This is a genomic window from Chelativorans sp. M5D2P16, from assembly GCF_034427935.1.
Lineage (GTDB): Bacteria > Pseudomonadota > Alphaproteobacteria > Rhizobiales > Rhizobiaceae > Chelativorans.
Genome location: NZ_JAXQNM010000027.1, coordinates 25,990 through 41,683, shown reverse-complemented (window position 1 = coordinate 41,683; position 15,694 = coordinate 25,990). Strand labels below are relative to the sequence as shown.

The 15,694-nt window shown below is 65.5% G+C and carries 18 protein-coding genes; all 18 read right to left on the bottom strand.

From position 1 onward, the window contains the following. Position 1 precedes the first annotated feature (1 nt). The 18 genes from SIN08_RS14520 to SIN08_RS14435 all read right to left on the bottom strand — a co-directional run bounded on the left by SIN08_RS14520 (position 2) and on the right by SIN08_RS14435 (position 15,682). Positions 2–460 (bottom strand): (2Fe-2S)-binding protein, encoded by a 459-nt coding sequence (locus SIN08_RS14520; protein ID WP_322452317.1) that lies wholly within the window; start codon positions 458–460, stop codon positions 2–4. Positions 461–668: 208 nt separating this feature from the next. After that, positions 669–935: a flagellar biosynthesis protein FliQ gene (gene fliQ, locus SIN08_RS14515; protein ID WP_322452316.1), complete on the bottom strand. Its 267-nt coding sequence runs from the start codon at positions 933–935 to the stop codon at positions 669–671. Between the two features lie 2 nt (positions 936–937). Next, positions 938–1,327 (bottom strand): flagellar hook assembly protein FlgD, encoded by a 390-nt coding sequence (gene flgD / locus SIN08_RS14510; protein ID WP_322452315.1) that lies wholly within the window; start codon positions 1,325–1,327, stop codon positions 938–940. A 1-nt stretch (position 1,328) separates the two neighbouring features. Next, on the bottom strand, positions 1,329–1,766 hold the full coding sequence (flbT, locus tag SIN08_RS14505; RefSeq protein ID WP_322452314.1) for a flagellar biosynthesis repressor FlbT: 438 nt from the start codon (positions 1,764–1,766) through the stop codon (positions 1,329–1,331). After that, complete coding sequence (gene flaF, locus SIN08_RS14500) at positions 1,763–2,110, bottom strand: flagellar biosynthesis regulator FlaF (RefSeq protein WP_322452313.1); 348 nt, start codon at positions 2,108–2,110, stop codon at positions 1,763–1,765. The genes flbT and flaF overlap by 4 nt, the downstream gene beginning before the upstream one ends. 29 nt (positions 2,111–2,139) lie before the next feature. Then, a complete protein-coding gene (locus SIN08_RS14495; RefSeq protein ID WP_322452312.1) occupies positions 2,140–3,180 on the bottom strand; it encodes a flagellar hook-associated family protein in 1,041 nt (346 codons plus the stop codon). A gap of 3 nt (positions 3,181–3,183) precedes the next feature. After that, on the bottom strand, positions 3,184–4,632 hold the full coding sequence (gene flgK / locus SIN08_RS14490) for a flagellar hook-associated protein FlgK (protein WP_322452311.1): 1,449 nt from the start codon (positions 4,630–4,632) through the stop codon (positions 3,184–3,186). Between the two features lie 46 nt (positions 4,633–4,678). After that, positions 4,679–5,827, bottom strand: a complete 1,149-nt coding sequence (locus tag SIN08_RS14485; RefSeq protein WP_322452310.1) for a flagellar hook protein FlgE — start codon at positions 5,825–5,827, stop codon at positions 4,679–4,681. Between the two features lie 100 nt (positions 5,828–5,927). After that, the gene (locus SIN08_RS14480; RefSeq protein WP_322452309.1) at positions 5,928–6,599 is read right to left on the bottom strand and encodes a response regulator transcription factor; all 672 of its coding nucleotides are present in this window, start codon (positions 6,597–6,599) and stop codon (positions 5,928–5,930) included. A gap of 113 nt (positions 6,600–6,712) precedes the next feature. Further along, positions 6,713–7,264 (bottom strand): transglycosylase SLT domain-containing protein, encoded by a 552-nt coding sequence (locus SIN08_RS14475; protein ID WP_322452308.1) that lies wholly within the window; start codon positions 7,262–7,264, stop codon positions 6,713–6,715. Then, a complete protein-coding gene (locus SIN08_RS14470) occupies positions 7,233–8,528 on the bottom strand; it encodes a flagellar hook-length control protein FliK (protein WP_322452307.1) in 1,296 nt (431 codons plus the stop codon). The genes SIN08_RS14475 and SIN08_RS14470 overlap by 32 nt, the downstream gene beginning before the upstream one ends. After that, entirely contained in the window at positions 8,525–9,691 is a 1,167-nt protein-coding gene (locus SIN08_RS14465) for a chemotaxis protein (protein ID WP_322452306.1), read from the bottom strand. Before SIN08_RS14465 ends, SIN08_RS14470 begins: the two co-directional genes overlap by 4 nt. After that, positions 9,688–10,983, bottom strand: coding sequence for a MotB family protein (locus SIN08_RS14460; protein ID WP_322452305.1), 1,296 nt, complete (start codon positions 10,981–10,983; stop codon positions 9,688–9,690). Before SIN08_RS14460 ends, SIN08_RS14465 begins: the two co-directional genes overlap by 4 nt. Then, positions 10,980–11,603 carry a hypothetical protein gene (locus SIN08_RS14455; protein ID WP_322452304.1) on the bottom strand — a complete coding sequence of 208 codons (624 nt, stop codon included), beginning with the start codon at positions 11,601–11,603 and terminating at the stop codon, positions 10,980–10,982. The genes SIN08_RS14460 and SIN08_RS14455 overlap by 4 nt, the downstream gene beginning before the upstream one ends. Continuing rightward, positions 11,603–13,243 carry a flagellar basal-body MS-ring/collar protein FliF gene (fliF, locus tag SIN08_RS14450; RefSeq protein ID WP_322452303.1) on the bottom strand — a complete coding sequence of 547 codons (1,641 nt, stop codon included), beginning with the start codon at positions 13,241–13,243 and terminating at the stop codon, positions 11,603–11,605. The genes SIN08_RS14455 and fliF overlap by 1 nt, the downstream gene beginning before the upstream one ends. A 114-nt stretch (positions 13,244–13,357) precedes the next feature. After that, the gene (locus SIN08_RS14445) at positions 13,358–14,275 is read right to left on the bottom strand and encodes a flagellin (protein ID WP_322452302.1); all 918 of its coding nucleotides are present in this window, start codon (positions 14,273–14,275) and stop codon (positions 13,358–13,360) included. Positions 14,276–14,441: 166 nt separating this feature from the next. Then, on the bottom strand, positions 14,442–15,179 hold the full coding sequence (fliP, locus tag SIN08_RS14440) for a flagellar type III secretion system pore protein FliP (protein ID WP_322452301.1): 738 nt from the start codon (positions 15,177–15,179) through the stop codon (positions 14,442–14,444). Beyond that, positions 15,176–15,682: a flagellar basal body-associated FliL family protein gene (locus SIN08_RS14435; RefSeq protein WP_322452300.1), complete on the bottom strand. Its 507-nt coding sequence runs from the start codon at positions 15,680–15,682 to the stop codon at positions 15,176–15,178. Before SIN08_RS14435 ends, fliP begins: the two co-directional genes overlap by 4 nt. Positions 15,683–15,694 lie beyond the last annotated feature (12 nt).

The following is a 15,694-nucleotide window of genomic DNA, read 5'->3' as shown; positions in this document are numbered from 1 at the left end:
CTCAGGCCTCCAGGCGGTGGGCGGCCTCGTGGATGGCCGCGCGGATACGTTGATAGGTTGCGCAGCGGCACAGATTGCCGCTCATCGCCGAATCGATGTCCGCGTCGGTGGGCTTCGGCGTCTCCGTCAGAAGGGCCACGGCCGACATGATCTGGCCGGACTGGCAATAGCCGCACTGCGGCACGTCGAACTCGGCCCACACGGCGTGCACCATTTCACCGACCTTGCCGGAAACGCCCTCGATGGTTGTGATGGAGGCGCCTTCGACGTCGCCGACCATGATCTGGCAGGAGCGTGTGGGCATGCCGTCCACATGAACCGTGCAGGCACCGCACTGGGCGAGACCGCAGCCGAATTTCGTTCCCGTGAGCCCGGTGACGTCACGGATCGCCCAGAGCAGCGGCATCTCCGGATCGACGTCGAGTGTTCGCGCTTCGCCATTGAGGGAAAAAGCGACCATGGCTTGCTCTCCTTGTATTGAGCTGGCTATCGCGTTGAGCCTCTGCCGGCTGACACCGACTCTTACCGAGGCGTAGCTGACGGAGGGCAGGGTAGAACCGGGCCGCCTCAGCGACAAGCCGTTAGGGGAATGATCGCGAGAACGTGAAGCGACCTCTGAAGGGGAAAGGGTCGTCGGCCTGAAACAGGCTCGGGGCAACTGAACCTTCTCAGAATCCGTCCTGGATCCGCTGGAAAATGACGGTCGTAAACGACGAGATCTGCGCCCCCACGAACGGGCCCGAGAAGGCGACGGCGAGCAGGATGGCGACGATCTTGGGCACGAAGGTCAGCGTGATCTCCTGCACCTGGGTGAGGGCCTGGACGAGCGCGATGCCGACGCCGACGACCATGGCGACGATCACGGCCGGGCTGGAGGCGACCAGCACCGTCCAGATGGCATATTGCACGATGTCGAGGGCGTCGGCTTCGTTCATGGTCAGCGGATCACCACGCCGGGGCCGACGATCACCTCCTCGCCGCCCTCGAGCTTCGCCACGACGCCGTCGGCGTAAAGCTTGACCTCCGAGACGACGCCGGTCACCGTGCCGTCGGCCGAGGTGATCTCGCGGCCCACCAGTCCGCTCGCCTGGGAGAGGGAGGAAGCGGCCAGGATCTCCTCCAGCTTGGCGTTCATCTGCACCGACTGCTCGACCTGGGAAAAGGTGGCGAGCTGGGCGACGTAGTCCGTCGATTCCATCGGGCTCGTCGGGTCCTGGTTCTTCATCTGTGCCACCAGCAGGCGCAGAAAGGACTGGTAGTCGACGGTCTGCGGCGCGCCGGCCGCGTTCTGGCTTTGCGTTGCCGCGTTTACGGCCGAGACATCCATTTCATTCTCCCACGGCTTGCGGCAGGGTGAATTCTTCCTGCCGGGACGACGTCCGGAGGATCTCCTCCTCCAGCGGATAAAGGGCGCGGATCGCCTTCAGCGCCTCGTAGACCCTGTCCTCGCAGACCAGCGTGTCGACGTGCTTCAGGCCGGCCAGCACGCGCTCGTTTCTGAAGGTGACGAGCAGGTTGGAAAGGGTCTGGCGAAAAAGCCGGCGGGCCTTTTCCGCACCGTCCGGATTCATCATCATCACCTGTGCCACGAAATAGAGCTGGCGCAGCGGCGTGCGCGCATCCTCCGGCTGGAGGACGTGGCTTTGCAAAAGGAACTGCACGTCGTTGAGGAATTCCAGCGAGACTTTCCGGTCGACCTTGATGACAGCGCCGTTGACGTAGATCTTCTCGCCCGCCTTCAGCGATATCTTCAGCGTGTTGGTCATTTCAGGCCGTCGCGGATGATCTGCGATATCTCAATCAGGCCGTCGAAATTGTCGGAACGGCCCTGGCGGACCTCCTCGCCCTCGCGCAAAAGCCACAGGCCGATGGAGATCAGGTTGGCGCGCAGCGCCTCGGGCAGCTCGTTCTCCGGACTGCCCAGATCCTCGACCAGCGCGGTCCACACCCGGTTCATGAACAGAATAGCCTCGATGGCCTCGTGCGAATTCGGTCCGGCCTTGCGCGCGGCGTCGAGCAGCTCGATCGAGCGGGTCAGCAACTGGCCTTCGCGGTCCTTCGCGTCGGCCACCGAATCCGCCTGAATCTCGCTGTAGGAGAACTGGTACATGGGCTGTGCGATCTCGCTTGCTGATGCGGTTACGGCAGATATCTGAGCAGGCTCAGCTGCTGGATGCGTGCGGTAAGCGCGTAGGATGTCTCGATCTGCGTCAGGAGTTCGTTGACCTTGGTGGCGGCTTCGTAGGGGTCCACACCTTCCAGATCCGTGATCATGGTCTTGAAAAGGTCGACCTGGGAGGAGATTCGCTCGCTGGCGTCGCTGACGCGCTGCTCCGCCAGACCGACCTCGGACTGGATATGGGCAACGTCGGCAATCGCCTGGCCGACGAATTGCGTACCGCGCTCGTAAAGTGCGGTGCGCGCGTTCTCGCTCAGCGGCACCTTCATGAGGTCGGTCAGAACGGCGGCCGTCATGGCGATCCTGCGTATGCCCGCCTCGTTGGCGGTTATCGAGGTCTCGGATGTCTCGTTGAGCGTGATGCGGCTCGTTATCTTTCGGTCCGAGGCGTTGGACCAGTCGTCCCACCCGCTTCCCATGAAGTAGGTCTCGACCTCGTCGAGGAAGGCGTTCATTTCAGCGGCCGTGATGCCGGCGGCCGCCGGGTCGGTCTGCGTGAAGCCGAAGTGGCTCTGAAAAAGAGTGTCGAAGCCCTGTTTGTTGGCGGAAGCCGGGTCGGTGAAATCGTTGATCGGCTTGGTATCGGTGTTGATGCCGGCAAACAGGTGTTCGCCGTTCACGCTGGTGTTGAGGATGCCGGTCATCGTCTCCAGGCTGCGTCTGGCTTCCTCCGCGATGGTCTGCGGCGCTTCCATGTTGGGGGCGGTCGTCAGCGTGGTCAGCAGTTTTTCGCCCAGGCCGTGAAGCTGCTCGAGACCGTCCTGGGTGGCGGCGAGCCGGCTCGCCGCCATGCTGTTGGCATCGACCAGCCCTTCAAGCCGCTCGATGTCGCGGGCCATGGAAAAGGTCGTGCCGGCGCGCGCGCCGAGCACCGCACCGGGATCGCTCAAGCGGCTCGTGGTGGCCTCGTTCTGGCTTTGCACCAGCTCCGACTGCAGGCGCATCATCTGATAGCGCAGCGCCTGCGACATGCTGGCGGTGGAAATGAAAGAGGTTTTCATCGGTCAGCGCGCCACCTGCATCAATTGTGAAAGCATCTCGTCGACGACGCTCATCAGTTTCGCCGACGCCTCATAGGAGCGTTCGAGCTCCAGAAGCAGAGCCATTTCCTCGTCGATGTTCACGCCTGTCGCGTTCGAGAGCGCGGTGGCGGTGTGCATCGCCAGCGCTTCCTTCGCCTGCGCGCCGCCGCTGGCCTCCTTGCGCAGGCCTTCCAGCCAGCCGATGGATTCGCTCGTGAAGGCGTTCAGGCTCTTCGTCGTCCCAAGCGAAGCGGCGGGATCGAAGACCATCGGCTCGTCGAGGCCCGCTATGTAGCTGTCGAGCAGGTCCGAGAAGGAGGCCGCGTCGTCCGGATTGTGGTCGTACACGATCCCGTCGCGCAGCCGCTCCGGATCACCGCCCGCCGCAGCGTCGACATTGGCATTGATGCCGATCCTGCCTGCGAGCCCGTCGACCAGTGCGCCGGAAGCGGGCAGGCCCGGGCCGCCGTTCCAGGTGAACAGGCCGGCCATGTCGGCCCCGGTGCCGGCGGGGTCGGATTCGGCGAAAGCGGTGATGAGCCCGCGAGCGGTCTCGTCGAGCTGGCGCTGCATGTCGACGGCTACCTGGTCCCGCAATTGCAGGCTCGCGGCCAGGCTGCCCGAGGCGGTGGTATTGCCGCCGGTGCCGGAAGCCAGCGGTACGCCGTCGATATAGACGGCGTTGCCGGTCATGCCGGGCGCGAAGGCGTCGGTCCGTGCGAAAGTGATCGCCCGCGGCACCGTTTCGAAGAGGGTCGTGCCGTCCGCCGTCGTGACGACCAGGTCGTTGTCGGCGCGGCTGATCGTGGAGACGGGCACGTATCCGGAGATCTTCTTCAGGAGCGCGTCGCGCCGGTCGAGCGCATCGGAGACGTCGCGTCCGGCACGTGTACCCCGGATCACTTCGGTGTTGGCGGCCTCGAATTGGGCGAGCAGCTCGTTCAGCTCTCCCACCGAGGTGGCGATGTCGGCATCGAGTTCGGTGCGGAAGGATTGAACGGCTTCCGTGCCGTTGTTGAGCGAGCGCACCATTCCACGCGCCGCTTCGACCGCCGTCTCGGCAAGGGTGCGGTTCGACGGCGCGGCGGCATAGTTCTGAAGCGCGGTCTGCAGTTTGCCCAGCGCGGAAGCCGGCGAGGTGGCGTTGTCGGTCCCGTTCACTTCGAGGCGCAGCCGGTCCAGCCCCTGCGAGATACGCGACTGGCCCTGCCAGCTCGACAGCGCGGAAAGGTTCTGCTTGAACAGCGCATCGTCCGTCGCCCGGCGGATTTCGCTGATGCGGGCGCCGGGCGCCGTGCTGGAAAGGACACCGGCGCGGCGCGTATAGTCCGGATTGGAGGCTTCGGCGACGTTGCGCGAAACGATGTTGGTTTGGCGGGAGGCGTTGAACAGTGCGGATTGGGCGATATTCAGTGCGGAAGTAAGCGACATTTTCTCTCTTTCCGAGGCCTCGTCCTGTCTTCAGCCCCTTTCGCCTCTATCGCTTCAGATTGACCAGAAGCTCCATCAGCTCCGAGCCGGTCTGAAACACCTTGGAGTTTGCGGTGTAGCTGCGCTGTGACTGGATCATGTCGGTGAGCTCTTCGGCGATATCGACATTGGAGTTCTCCAGCGCACCGGACACCACCTTGCCGGCACCGACCTCCATGGCGTTGCCGTAGTAGACGGGGCCGGACTCGGGGCTCTGGGCAAACACGTTGCCGGAAAGCACTTCGAGCTGGTCCGGGCTGGTGACGGTGCCGAACTGGATCTCGTAGAGGGCAACGAAGGAGCCGTCCTCGTATTGCGCGTAGACGGTGCCATCGGTATCGATCTGGATGGTGTCGATCTCGCTCCCCAGCGCTCCGTTCGCTTCGGCCTGCTGGAGCTTGTATTCGTTGCCCGTCTGGCTCAGCGAGACATCGAGGTCGACCGTTTGACCCTGCGGCAGGTTGACGGTCCCCGACACGTCGGCCGTCAAGGTGCCAGTGGAGGCGTTGAAGCTGGCGGTGCCGAACGCGTTTCCATCGACCGTGATGTCCCAGTCGGCCTCGCCGGTGGCGGCGTTCTCGCTCACCTTCTCGAAGACGATTTCCATGACCTGCGTGTTGCCGGTCTGGTCGACATAGGAGAGTGAGGCGGTGTGGGTATAGCCGACGTCGGCGCTGGCCGGCAGGTTGGCCGCGAAATCGCCTTCGGTCGACGGGGTGGGCAGACGGTTTGCGGCGGTGATGCTGATCGCCTCTTCCGCACCCGTCTCGAGGTTCGTGCCCATCAGGTAGAAGCCGGCGGCGTTGACCAACCGGCCGGTATCGTCGGGCACGAAGGAGCCCGCGCGTGTCAGGTAGTTCTGTCCGTTGGCGTCCTGGACCTTGAAGAAGCCGTCCCCCTCGATCGCCAGGTCGGTGACCGAGGTGGTGTATTGCAGCACGCCCTGATCGGAGATGGAATTGCGTACCGTGGTCGTGACGCCGCCGGAATTGTAGGAGCCCTGGGTGCTCGGGACCACCAGCGTCGAGAACTCGGTTCTGGCCTTCTTGTATCCGTTGGTGCCGGAGTTGGCGATGTTGTCGGCGACGGTGGACAGGCGGTTGGCCTGCGCGTTCATGCCGGACACACCGGTCTTCATCATGCCGTAGAGGCTCATCGCGGACGTCTCCTCGTATTGCGCGCCTTGAGGGGAGTCTAGCTGCCGGGACTTGCGTGAAACTGGCGTGGCGGCGTTCCGCCCCGCCGCCCCGACGGGTTCACCCCACGAGCCGGTATCCGAGATAGCGCTTGGAATCGATGGGATCGAAGCCCAGCTTCTGGCGCAGCTTCTTGCGCAGCTTGCTGATGTGGCTCTCCACGACGTTCTCCTCGACCTCGTCGTCGAAAATGCCGTAGATGGCGTTGAAGATCTGTGTCTTGGTGACCCGCCGCGAGGCGTTGCTCGCCAGGTACTCCAGGATGCGCCGCTCGCGGCGCGGCAGCGGCAGCGGTTCGCCGTCGATCTCCGGGTCGCGGCCGTCGGTGAAGATGCGCATCGGGCCGATCTCGGTGAAGCTCGTTTCCTGCTTCTGCATGCGCCGCGTAATCGCGTTGATGCGGGCTAGGATCTCGCGCACATGCACCGGCTTGCGCACCACGTCATCGACGCCGGATTCGAAAAGCCGCAGCGTATCTTCAAGGGAGTTCTTCTCGCTCAGCACGAGTACCGGAGCGCTCGAGCGGCCGCGAATCTTGCGTGTCGGCTTCTCGGGCGCAGCGCACTGGCCGAGGAGGAAGGCGCTGACCGATTGCAGGTCTTCCTCCGGGGCCGTCGTCACCCATTCCCCGAATTCACCGGGGCTGAAGCCCGCGGTGGCGACACCTTCCTTGTTGAAAAGTGAATTATATCCCTCGGTGACGAGGTCGCGTTCGTCTACGACAATTATCATTCGGCCGCCCTCCGAATCAGTTACCCCACCAAGAGGTACCCGGTCGGCGGAATCGGGCACAATAGTTTTTTTATGAAAATTTTAACTCTTTTTCGATACGATAAAATCTTCAATCAAGGATTGCAGAACATGCGTGCCTTTGCAGTCCACTCACCGAAACTCGTCGCCACCATGTTGGCGATGACGCGGCATAGATAGCGCTTCTGTGCCGGGTCGTTGTCGGGGCCGGCATGATAGCGTGCCACGGCCATGGACCAGGTCTCGTTCTGCCGCTTCAGCCGGTCAAGGAAACGTGCGGCGTAGTCCACGTTGCGCCGGGGCTCGAGCATCTCGGCAACGCTGCGGAATTCGGCGGCGTGGTAATGGTGATTGATCTGCATGCAGCCGAGGTCGATGAGTTTGGCGCCCCGCCTCCGCGCCCGGGTGAATTCGGCGATCGCCTCCGCGGCGCTTTTGGCGAAGACGGCCTTTCCCTCGATGTTCAGCGCATAGGGCTGAAGACTGCCCTTCACACCGGTTTCGGTCAGGCCGACGGCGTAGAGGATACCGGGCGGGACGTCGTATTTCTCGGCCGCGCGCAAGATCTCCGCTTCGCACGGATTGGCCGCGGCGAGGGTGCCCGTCAACAGAAGGCTAGATATACAGGTCGCCGCCCGTTTCAGCATCGTCGTGTCCCTCGGCCGGCCTTGCGCCGCGGTTCCCGTTGCCGCCTTCGCGATGGGAATTGGCGGCACCGCTTTGCTGCTCTCCGCTGCCCGGACCGGGCTGAAAGCCCTGCTCCCGGCCTGTCGTGCCGGCGTTGACGTTGGTGCCCTGGGGTGCCTGCTGAACGGTGATGCGGTCAATCTCGTAGCCGAGCGCGCGCAGCGCCCGCGTGATTGCCTCACCGTCCGCATGCAATCTCTGGCGCGCGTCGGCGGTCTCGACCTGAAGTTCTACCGATAGTTGCTCTCCGGATACCGTCAGCCGAGCCGTCACCATGCCCAGTTCCGCCGGCTGAAGCTGGATCTTCATCACGTGCAGCGTTTCGGCGCGGCGGAAGGTGCCGGCGGCGGCCTGTGCCGCTTCGCTCGCAGTGCTCCTGAAGACCGGATCGGCCTCCAGCGACGTCACGAGCTGGCCCCCGGTGGATCCCGTTCCCGAGGTGGTGGAGCCGGTCGCCGGTGCGGGCGCCGTCTGGACGTTCACCACACGAAACGGCTTTTTGCCGTCGTCGGCGCCGGGTTCTGCATCCGGATTTCTCTCCCGCGCGCCGTCCGCTCGTGCGCCGTCGATCCGTGCGGCGAGCGCTTCGTGCGCCCGTGCCTTGTCAGCCTGAAGGAGAGGCTCTCCGCCGGAAGCCGCACGCGGCGGGGCAGGGCGTTCTGCGGGCGGGCGCAACGCCGCTTCCGGCGCCTCTGCACCAGCCGCTTCAACGCCGCCTATCCGTTTGGCCAAGGCAGTGCCGGATTTGGTTGCCGCACCGGATGCTTCCGTGACACGGTCCGGCGTATCTTCGCTCTTAGCGGCAACTCCGGTGCCTTCACCGCGTGCAGCGGTGCTTTTCATTCGCAGCGGAAGCTCGGCGGCGGCCTTGCTATTGCCCTGCGCCGGTTCGGCGCCGCGCTTCTGCGGTGTCTGCCCGAGGGAGGCGTCGAGGGACAGGCGGAGCATTCCTTCATCGCTCACGCCAGGCATCTCATTGTCAGGGGCGTCCTGCCCCGCTTCCTGTGGAAGGGAGAGTCTTTCGAGAAACCCCTTGATCTGCCAATCGTGCCGCCCGGCGCCTTCCTCCCCGGGACGCAAGCTTGCCGCGGATTGCTCTTGCCGCCCATCTTCCAGCGCACGGTGAAAGGTCAACGCATCGGAGGGAAGTTTTCCGGACCTACGCCCGGCGTCCTGCATGCCCGCCAGGATGGCCGGACCGCCTGCCTTGATCGCCTCCGTCATGGTCTTGCCTCCTCCCCGAGAAGCGCATCGATGGCGCGGAGCTTGTCCCGCGTCGCGGCCACGTATTCGGCCGTCGCCGGAGCGGCGTCGGTCTCGTCCTCCGCCGCGGCCGGAACGGTTTCAGCCCACTCCGCGGTCGCCGGTGGCGCGATCACGTCCGCGGCGATCTCGCGCGCTGCCTTCAGAAGACGCCGATCGCCGGACGACAGACGGGATTCGTCGATACGTCGCAGCACCGCCAGCACGTCGTCGACTTCCGGCGAGGCGACCCGGGCGGCATTGGCGTAAAGAAGGGCGCGCGGGTCGTCTTCCGCCTCCTCCGCAGGCGCATAGTCACGGGCCTTACCCGCGGCGAACGCGAGCAGGTCGCGGTGACTGTCGATGGCGCTCTGGCGGGCGATGCGCAGATAGATCGCATGGGCCTTTTCCCGGTCCATCTCCGCGACGATCGCCTCCAGCGCGTTCAGATCGATCTCGGCATGCAAAGCCACGACCCCGGAAACGAAATCCTCCGCGAAGCGGCTCGCATAGGGCGAGCGCACGAAGCGTCGCACATACTGCTCGGCCGCCCGGAGAAAGCGTTCGGTGGCTTTCAGGGATGCGCTGATGGCGACACTGCGGCGCAGCGCCGCTTCCTCGATCAGCGTGCCGGGGCTGAGCAGCCGCGCCCGGTCGAAAAGGTCGAGGGCGGCAGCCGGGTCCTCCTGCGTCAGGAGCGACCCCGCCATCAGGGCCAGGGGCGCGGCGAGCACACCGTCGAGATCGAGCGGCTCGGTTTCGCGCAGCAATTCGCGCGCGCTAGCGGCGTCGCCGTGCGCATAGCGCACCACGCCCCGGGCGAAGGTTTCTTCCGCACCTTCGAAGTTCAGCCGGGAGACGATCATGTCCAGCGTTTCCGGATTGCCGCCGCTGGCGCCGTAGATCAGCACTGCCTCGCGATTGCGCGGGTCCTCGAAGGCTTCGGAAGTGGCCTCACGCAGACGCCCGTCGATGATGCCGAGCAGCTTGGCCTGCATGGGAAGGGCTGCGTGGTCGCCGTCGGCGATCCTGTCCTGAACGCGCTGCAGTGAGCGCACCATCTCATAAGGCTCCAGCCCTTCGGCCGGCGCGTGCGTGCCTGAAAACGCCGCCAGCAGAGCCGCCGCCGTCAGCCGGCCTTTCATCGCGGCATCTCCAGCAGGATCTCGATGCGCCGGTTGGCGGCGGCGAGCGGATCGTCCGGGCGTTTCAAATGCCGGTCGGCGAAGCCCGCCACCTCTTCAAGCCGCGCCTCGTCCAAACCACCGCGCACCAGCATGTACTGAGCCGCGTGCGCGCGGGCGGTGGAAAGGCGCCAATTGTCGTAATTTCCATCGCTGTACGGCCGTGCGTCCGTGTGTCCGTGCACGCGCACCAGGCCGGGTCTTTGCGCGAGCACGCGGCCGATCTTCTCCATCGCCGTCACCAGGGGACGGGCCGGCACGGCGGAGCCGACCGGGAACATGCCGTTGCGGACGTCGTCCATGACGGAGATGAGAACGCCGTCCTGTCCCGCCTCGACGGTGACGGAAGCGGCGAGGCCCTCGCCTTCGAGCGCTCTAGCAAGCGATGTGCGCACGGCATCGGCCGCCCGCTCGCGCACGGCAGCCTCCTCCTGCCGCTCCTTCTTCGCCGGTTCCGCCTGGTCGGGCCGGGCGCTTTCTTCGGCCGGCGCAAGGGGCTGGGCCTCCGCGACGCTTTCAAGGGCCGGCGCGCGCGCCGGTTCACCGCCCGCGCTCTGTGCAGCCGCGCTTGGCTCCCGCTCCTCGGCGCGCGAGAGGCGTTCTTCGCCGGTCTCCTCGGCGCGCGCGTCGCCACCGAAGGGATTTTCCCGCGCTTCGTCGGGATCGCCCTCGACACCGGTCCGCGGCTCCGAGACCTGCTGCGACCAGAAATCCGGCGCGAAGGGGTCGCGGTAAGCCTCTCCGCCGGAGGCGCCGGAAGACGGGCCGGCATCCTGCTCGCCGCCTTCGCCTTTCGGCGAGACGTTCTGGTCCATGCCGGTTTCGGCGGCGATCTCGGCCAGAACCGCATAGGGATCGGAGAAGAAATTCTCGTCGGAGACCCTGCCCGTCTCCTCGCCCGCCCCCCCGGGGGTCTGGTCGCGCTCACCGGTCGGCGTCCCTTCGGGATCTCCGACATGCTGCGGTCGAGTAGCGTGGTTCTGCGGCGCCAGCCCCATGTCTTCCAGACCCTTGCTGCTGGTGCTGCGGTCGATCAGCTTGACGGGGTTGAAGTAGCTGGCAAGGGCGGAGCGCGTCTGCTCGTTGGCGGCGTTGATCAGCCACATGACGAGGAAGAAGCACATCATCGCGGTCATGAAATCGGCGAAGGCGATCTTCCAGACGCCGCCGTGATGGCCCTCGTCCTCGTCATCGCCGCCCCGGCGCACGATAATGATTTCCGGCTGGCGTTCCCCGCCGTCGGCCATCGTCATGACAGCACCTCGGCAAGGGTCCCCGACCATTCGGCGAGACGCGTTTCGAACAGACTCTCGTCGATCCTCGCCGTGAGGTCGAAACCTGTCCCCTCGGAGAAATCCACCGAAGCGGCATGTGGCCCCAGCCGCGCGCGCAGCGCATCGCACAGAAAGGTGGTGCCGCTGACGCGAACGCGCACGCGCACCGAATCCTGTTCGGCCAGCGCGTCCTCCACGATACGCGCGAGTTCGTCGACCGCGCGGCTTTGCAGATCTTCCGTCAGGACCGCGCCGAGAACGCGTGCGGCGCTGGCGCAGGTCCGGGATATGACCTCCTGCTTCATCTCTTCGAAGTTTCGGGAGATGGCTTCGCCGGCCTCCTCGCCGAGCCGGCGGACGGTCTCTTGCAGTTCCTCGGCGTGATGCCGGCGCTCGGCTGCCAGCTTTTCCTCGAACTCCTTTTCGAGGCGCTGGACGAGCGCCGCTTCGGCTTCGGCCACCGCCTTTTCGACGGCGGTCCGTCCCGTCGCATCCGGCACCGGGCGCGGCGGTATCGGATCGTCAGCCCGCTGCGCGGGGCGCGTGGCGGCGAGTGTGCCGAAATCGGGCAGGGCGTCGGCGAGCGCTGCTGCGGCCATCAGTTCGCGACCTCCGCCTCGGCACGCGCCCACTTGCGCAGGATGTGGGCCGTGCGCTCCTCGCTAAGGTCCACCATGCGGGCGAGGCGGGCCTGCGGGGCGGGCCTGATCTTCAGCGGATAGCCGTCACCCGCCTCTTCCTCGTCGGCGGTTTCCGCATCCATTCCACCGGCGGCCGGCAGGCGCTGCTCGCCCGAGCGGTCGGGCAATGCCGCCTGTGCCTCGTTTTCCACCGCGCCGGCCGTCGCCGGTGCGACGAGCGCAGCCCCCAGAGGCTTCAGGCCGAACCAGGTGACGAGGAAGGCGACCAGGACGAAGGCGGCGGCGTTGATCATGGTGCCGGCATGCCGGTTCATGAAGGCCATCGGCCCAGCGGGCTGGACCTCGACCCCGTCCAGTCCGTCGATGAACTCGACGGCGGCGACGTTCAAGAGGTCGCCGCGCGCTTCGTCGAAGCCGGTCGCGGAGACGACGACGGACTGAATTTCATCGAGCCGCCGGCGGATCTCTTCCGGGGCGGCATTCTCGCCCAGAAGTCCGGCGAGCCGGGCCTGGTTGACAACGACGGCGATGGAGAGGCGGTTGACCTGGTACCCGTTGCTGGTGGTGGCGATCCGTTTCGTGTTGATCTCGTAATTGGTGGTCTCCTCGCGCCGCTCGCTCTCCTCGGAGGAGCGCGGCAGCTCGCCGGCCGGCGTCTCCTCCTCAGGCAGGTTCTGCAGCACGGTGGTCGGCGTGGCTGCGGTTTCCTGGGTGGCGCTGTCGTTGGAGCGGACGATCTGGACGGAGCGCTCGACACGCGAATCGGGATCGTAGATGACCTCCTCCACCTGGCGCGCATCGGTGTTCACCGTGGCCTTCACGCTGGCACGGAAATTGTCCGGGCCGAGATAGGGGGAAAGCGCGCGGCGGATGTTCTCCTCGATCTGCGATTCCACCGTGCGCTCGATGCCGATCGAGCGCTGGGCGGTGTTGTTGGCCGGGTCGTCGCCGGCGGCAAGCAGCGTGCCGGTGGAGTCGAGCACCGTCACCTTCTCCGTGTTCAGGCCGGGCACGGCGGCAGAGACGAGGTAGCGGATCGAGGCGGCCTTCTCGACCCCCTCGATGCCGGCGGTGCGGATGACCACGGAGGCGGAAGGCTCCTGGGCCTCGCGCCGGAAATTGCCACGCTCCTCCATGACGATGTGCACGCGGGCGGCCTTGATGCCGGCGATCGACTGGATGGTGCGCGCGATCTCGCCTTCGAGCGCGCGCACACGCGTCACCTCCTGCATGAAGGTGGTGAGTCCCAGCGAGCCGACATTGTCGAAGAGCTCGTAGCCGGCATTGGTGCTGGTCGGCAGGCCCTTCTCGGCGAGCAGCATGCGCGCCTGGGCCGTCTTGCCGGCCGGCACGAGCACGGCGGTGCCGTCGGAGTTCACGTCGAAGCTGATGCCGGCCTCGCCGAGCACGAGGCCGATCTGGTTCACGTCGGCACGTTCCAGCCCGACATAGAGCGTCTCGTAGGCCGGCTTGTTGAGATAGAGCGCGCCGGTGACGATGACGGCCATCACGAGGGCCAGAACACCCCCCATCATGGCGAGGCGGCGCGGCCCCAGGCTCTTCAGATTTTCGACGACGGTTCGAAGCTGCTCAGGCAAGTCGACAACGCTCCCAGCGAATTGCCGGGCAAGCCTAGAGCGCGAAGCTTGTGCGAAAATGAAATGGGCCGCGCAGTGCGCGGCCCATCCCCATGATCGGAACGAAGGCTGCCGTCAGCGGAACAGCGACAGGATGTTCTGGGCGTTGGAGTTGGCGATGGAGAGCGCCTGGACGCCCAACTGCTGCTGCACCTGGAGGGCGGACAGACGGGCCGACTCCTCGTTCATATCGGCGTCGACGAGCTGGCCGACACCGCGATCGATCGCATCCGCCAGCTTGGAAACGAAGTCGTTCTGCAGGTCGATGCGCGACTTGGCGGCACCCAGCGAGGACGCACCGGTTGCGATGTCGGCGAGGGCCGTCTCGATCCCGGTCAGCATGTCGTTGAAGTCGGTCTCGTCCAGACCGGCGCCGGTGACGTCGAGCGTCATGACGGAGGCCGTCGCGGCGCCGGCACCGGTGGTCGTGAACTCGGTGTCCAGAATGCCGGCATTGGCACCGCCGCTGTCGATGAGGCGGATGTCGGCGAGCGTGACGTTGATCTCACCGGTCGTGACGGCGCCGGTGGAATCGCGGTTGTAGGACGAGATCACGCTGAATTCGGTGGTCGCCGCGGTCGAGTCGGTCGTCAGCAGACTGGTACCGGCATAGCTCGCGCCGGACGTTTCCGTGAGCTGTGCCTGCAGGGCCGTGATCTCGCTCTGGATCTTGGAGCGGTCCTCGGAGCTCGAAGTCTTGGCGAGCAGGACCTTCTCCTTGATCTGGTCGACGACGTCCTTGGCCGAATCCATCGCCGTGTAGGCGGTGTCGACCTTGCCGGCGGCCAGGCCGAGCGCGTCCTGGACCACGGAGTTGGCCTTGTTGTCGGAGCGCATGGTGGTGGCGATCGACCAGTAGGCGGCGTTGTCGGACGCCTCGTTCACGCGCAGACCGGTGGAGATGCGCGACTGCGTCGTCGCCATGTCCTTGGAGATGGAGTTGAGGGTCTGCAGCGCGGTCATCGCTGCGGCATTGGTGTTGAGACTTGCCATGGGAAAGTGTCCCTGAGTGTGCATGAAAAGGGACATACCGGGCCGGCCGGTATGGCGGAGAGGCATCATGCCGGTGAACCGGGGGCTCACCTCCGCCATGCATTGCCCCCGCGTTATGCCGGCGATTCACTAACAAACAGATAATACGGCGCGGCCCTAACAGCCGCTAGAAGAAGGAGCGCACGAGGCTGCCCACGAGCAGGTTCCACCCGTCGATCAGCACGAAGAACAGGATCTTGAAGGGCAGCGAGACCACGGTCGGCGGCAGCATCATCATGCCCATGGACATGGTGATGGTGGCGACGATCAGGTCGATCACCAGAAAGGGAAGGACGACGAGAAAACCGATCTCGAAGCCGCGCCGGATCTCAGAGATCATGAAAGCCGGGATGAGGACGCGCAGGTCCGCGGCTTCGGCCGATGTCTCCACGCCCCCGCGCTCGACCGCGAGATCGGCGAAAAGCGTGTAGTCCTCCTCGCGCACATTGTCGGCCATGAAATCGCGAAAGGGCTCGGTAATGCGCTCCATGGCCACCGATTCGGAGATCTCGTTGTCCATCAGCGGGCGCACCCCCTCGTTCCATGCGCGGTCGAATGTGGGCGCCATGACATAGAAGGTCATGAAAAGCGCCAGGCTGATGAGGATGAGATTCGCCGGCGTGGTCGGCAGGCCCATGCCGGCGCGCAGGATGGCGAAGGCGATGACGAACCGGGTGAAGCTCGTCACCATGATGAGGATCCCCGGCGCAATCGATAGAACGGTCAGCAGGCCGAAGAGCTGGATGATGTAGCCCACCGTGGTGCCGTCCGCATTGCCGGCGAGCGCCTCGAAATCGAGCGTCTGGGCGGCGGCGGGAACGGTGGCCGCGATCCAGGCCGCGAAGGTGAGCGTGGTGCGCTTCATTCGTAAAGGAATGTCCTGATCAGGATGTCGTCGACGCGACCTTCGCTGCGGATGCGGGCGCGCTCGCGCAGGTCCGCCCTGAGGTGCTGAAAGCCGCTCGCGCTTTCGATCTGCCGCAGCTTCACGGTGCGGATATAGGCGAGGATGTCCTGGTGAACCTTTCGCGCGAGCGCGGGGTCCGGCGCGCCGTCGAAGACCGCAGCCAGTTCCATGCGCACCCAGATCTCGGTGGGGTCGGCCAGGTTGGTGGTGATCGGGTCGAGGTCGATCACCGCAGGCGCGGCGACCGAGACCGGGTCTGCCGGTCCATCGTTTCCGCGTGCGGCGGGCTCCTCCTCTTTGACGGTGCCGGGCTCGGAGGCGGGTGCCTGCCTTGCCTCCAGGTAGCCGCCGGTGATCCAGCCCATGCCGACCGCCAGCGCCGTGACGACGATGAGGGCCATAACCTGCAGCACGAGGGGAGTGCCCTTGGCCTTCTGCTTGTCTTCGAGAACCAGTGCCACGCTTTGTCTCTC

Coding starts and splice junctions, on each gene's coding strand:
- SIN08_RS14520 (WP_322452317.1), bottom strand. CDS start 460: ATGGTCGCTTTTTCCCTCAATGGCGAAGCGCGAACACTCGACGTCGAT.
- fliQ (WP_322452316.1), bottom strand. CDS start 935: ATGAACGAAGCCGACGCCCTCGACATCGTGCAATATGCCATCTGGACG.
- flgD (WP_322452315.1), bottom strand. CDS start 1,327: ATGGATGTCTCGGCCGTAAACGCGGCAACGCAAAGCCAGAACGCGGCC.
- flbT (WP_322452314.1), bottom strand. CDS start 1,766: ATGACCAACACGCTGAAGATATCGCTGAAGGCGGGCGAGAAGATCTAC.
- flaF (WP_322452313.1), bottom strand. CDS start 2,110: ATGTACCAGTTCTCCTACAGCGAGATTCAGGCGGATTCGGTGGCCGAC.
- SIN08_RS14495 (WP_322452312.1), bottom strand. CDS start 3,180: ATGAAAACCTCTTTCATTTCCACCGCCAGCATGTCGCAGGCGCTGCGC.
- flgK (WP_322452311.1), bottom strand. CDS start 4,632: ATGTCGCTTACTTCCGCACTGAATATCGCCCAATCCGCACTGTTCAAC.
- SIN08_RS14485 (WP_322452310.1), bottom strand. CDS start 5,827: ATGAGCCTCTACGGCATGATGAAGACCGGTGTGTCCGGCATGAACGCG.
- SIN08_RS14480 (WP_322452309.1), bottom strand. CDS start 6,599: ATGATAATTGTCGTAGACGAACGCGACCTCGTCACCGAGGGATATAAT.
- SIN08_RS14475 (WP_322452308.1), bottom strand. CDS start 7,264: ATGCTGAAACGGGCGGCGACCTGTATATCTAGCCTTCTGTTGACGGGC.
- SIN08_RS14470 (WP_322452307.1), bottom strand. CDS start 8,528: ATGACGGAGGCGATCAAGGCAGGCGGTCCGGCCATCCTGGCGGGCATG.
- SIN08_RS14465 (WP_322452306.1), bottom strand. CDS start 9,691: ATGAAAGGCCGGCTGACGGCGGCGGCTCTGCTGGCGGCGTTTTCAGGC.
- SIN08_RS14460 (WP_322452305.1), bottom strand. CDS start 10,983: ATGACGATGGCCGACGGCGGGGAACGCCAGCCGGAAATCATTATCGTG.
- SIN08_RS14455 (WP_322452304.1), bottom strand. CDS start 11,603: ATGGCCGCAGCAGCGCTCGCCGACGCCCTGCCCGATTTCGGCACACTC.
- SIN08_RS14445 (WP_322452302.1), bottom strand. CDS start 14,275: ATGGCAAGTCTCAACACCAATGCCGCAGCGATGACCGCGCTGCAGACC.
- fliP (WP_322452301.1), bottom strand. CDS start 15,179: ATGAAGCGCACCACGCTCACCTTCGCGGCCTGGATCGCGGCCACCGTT.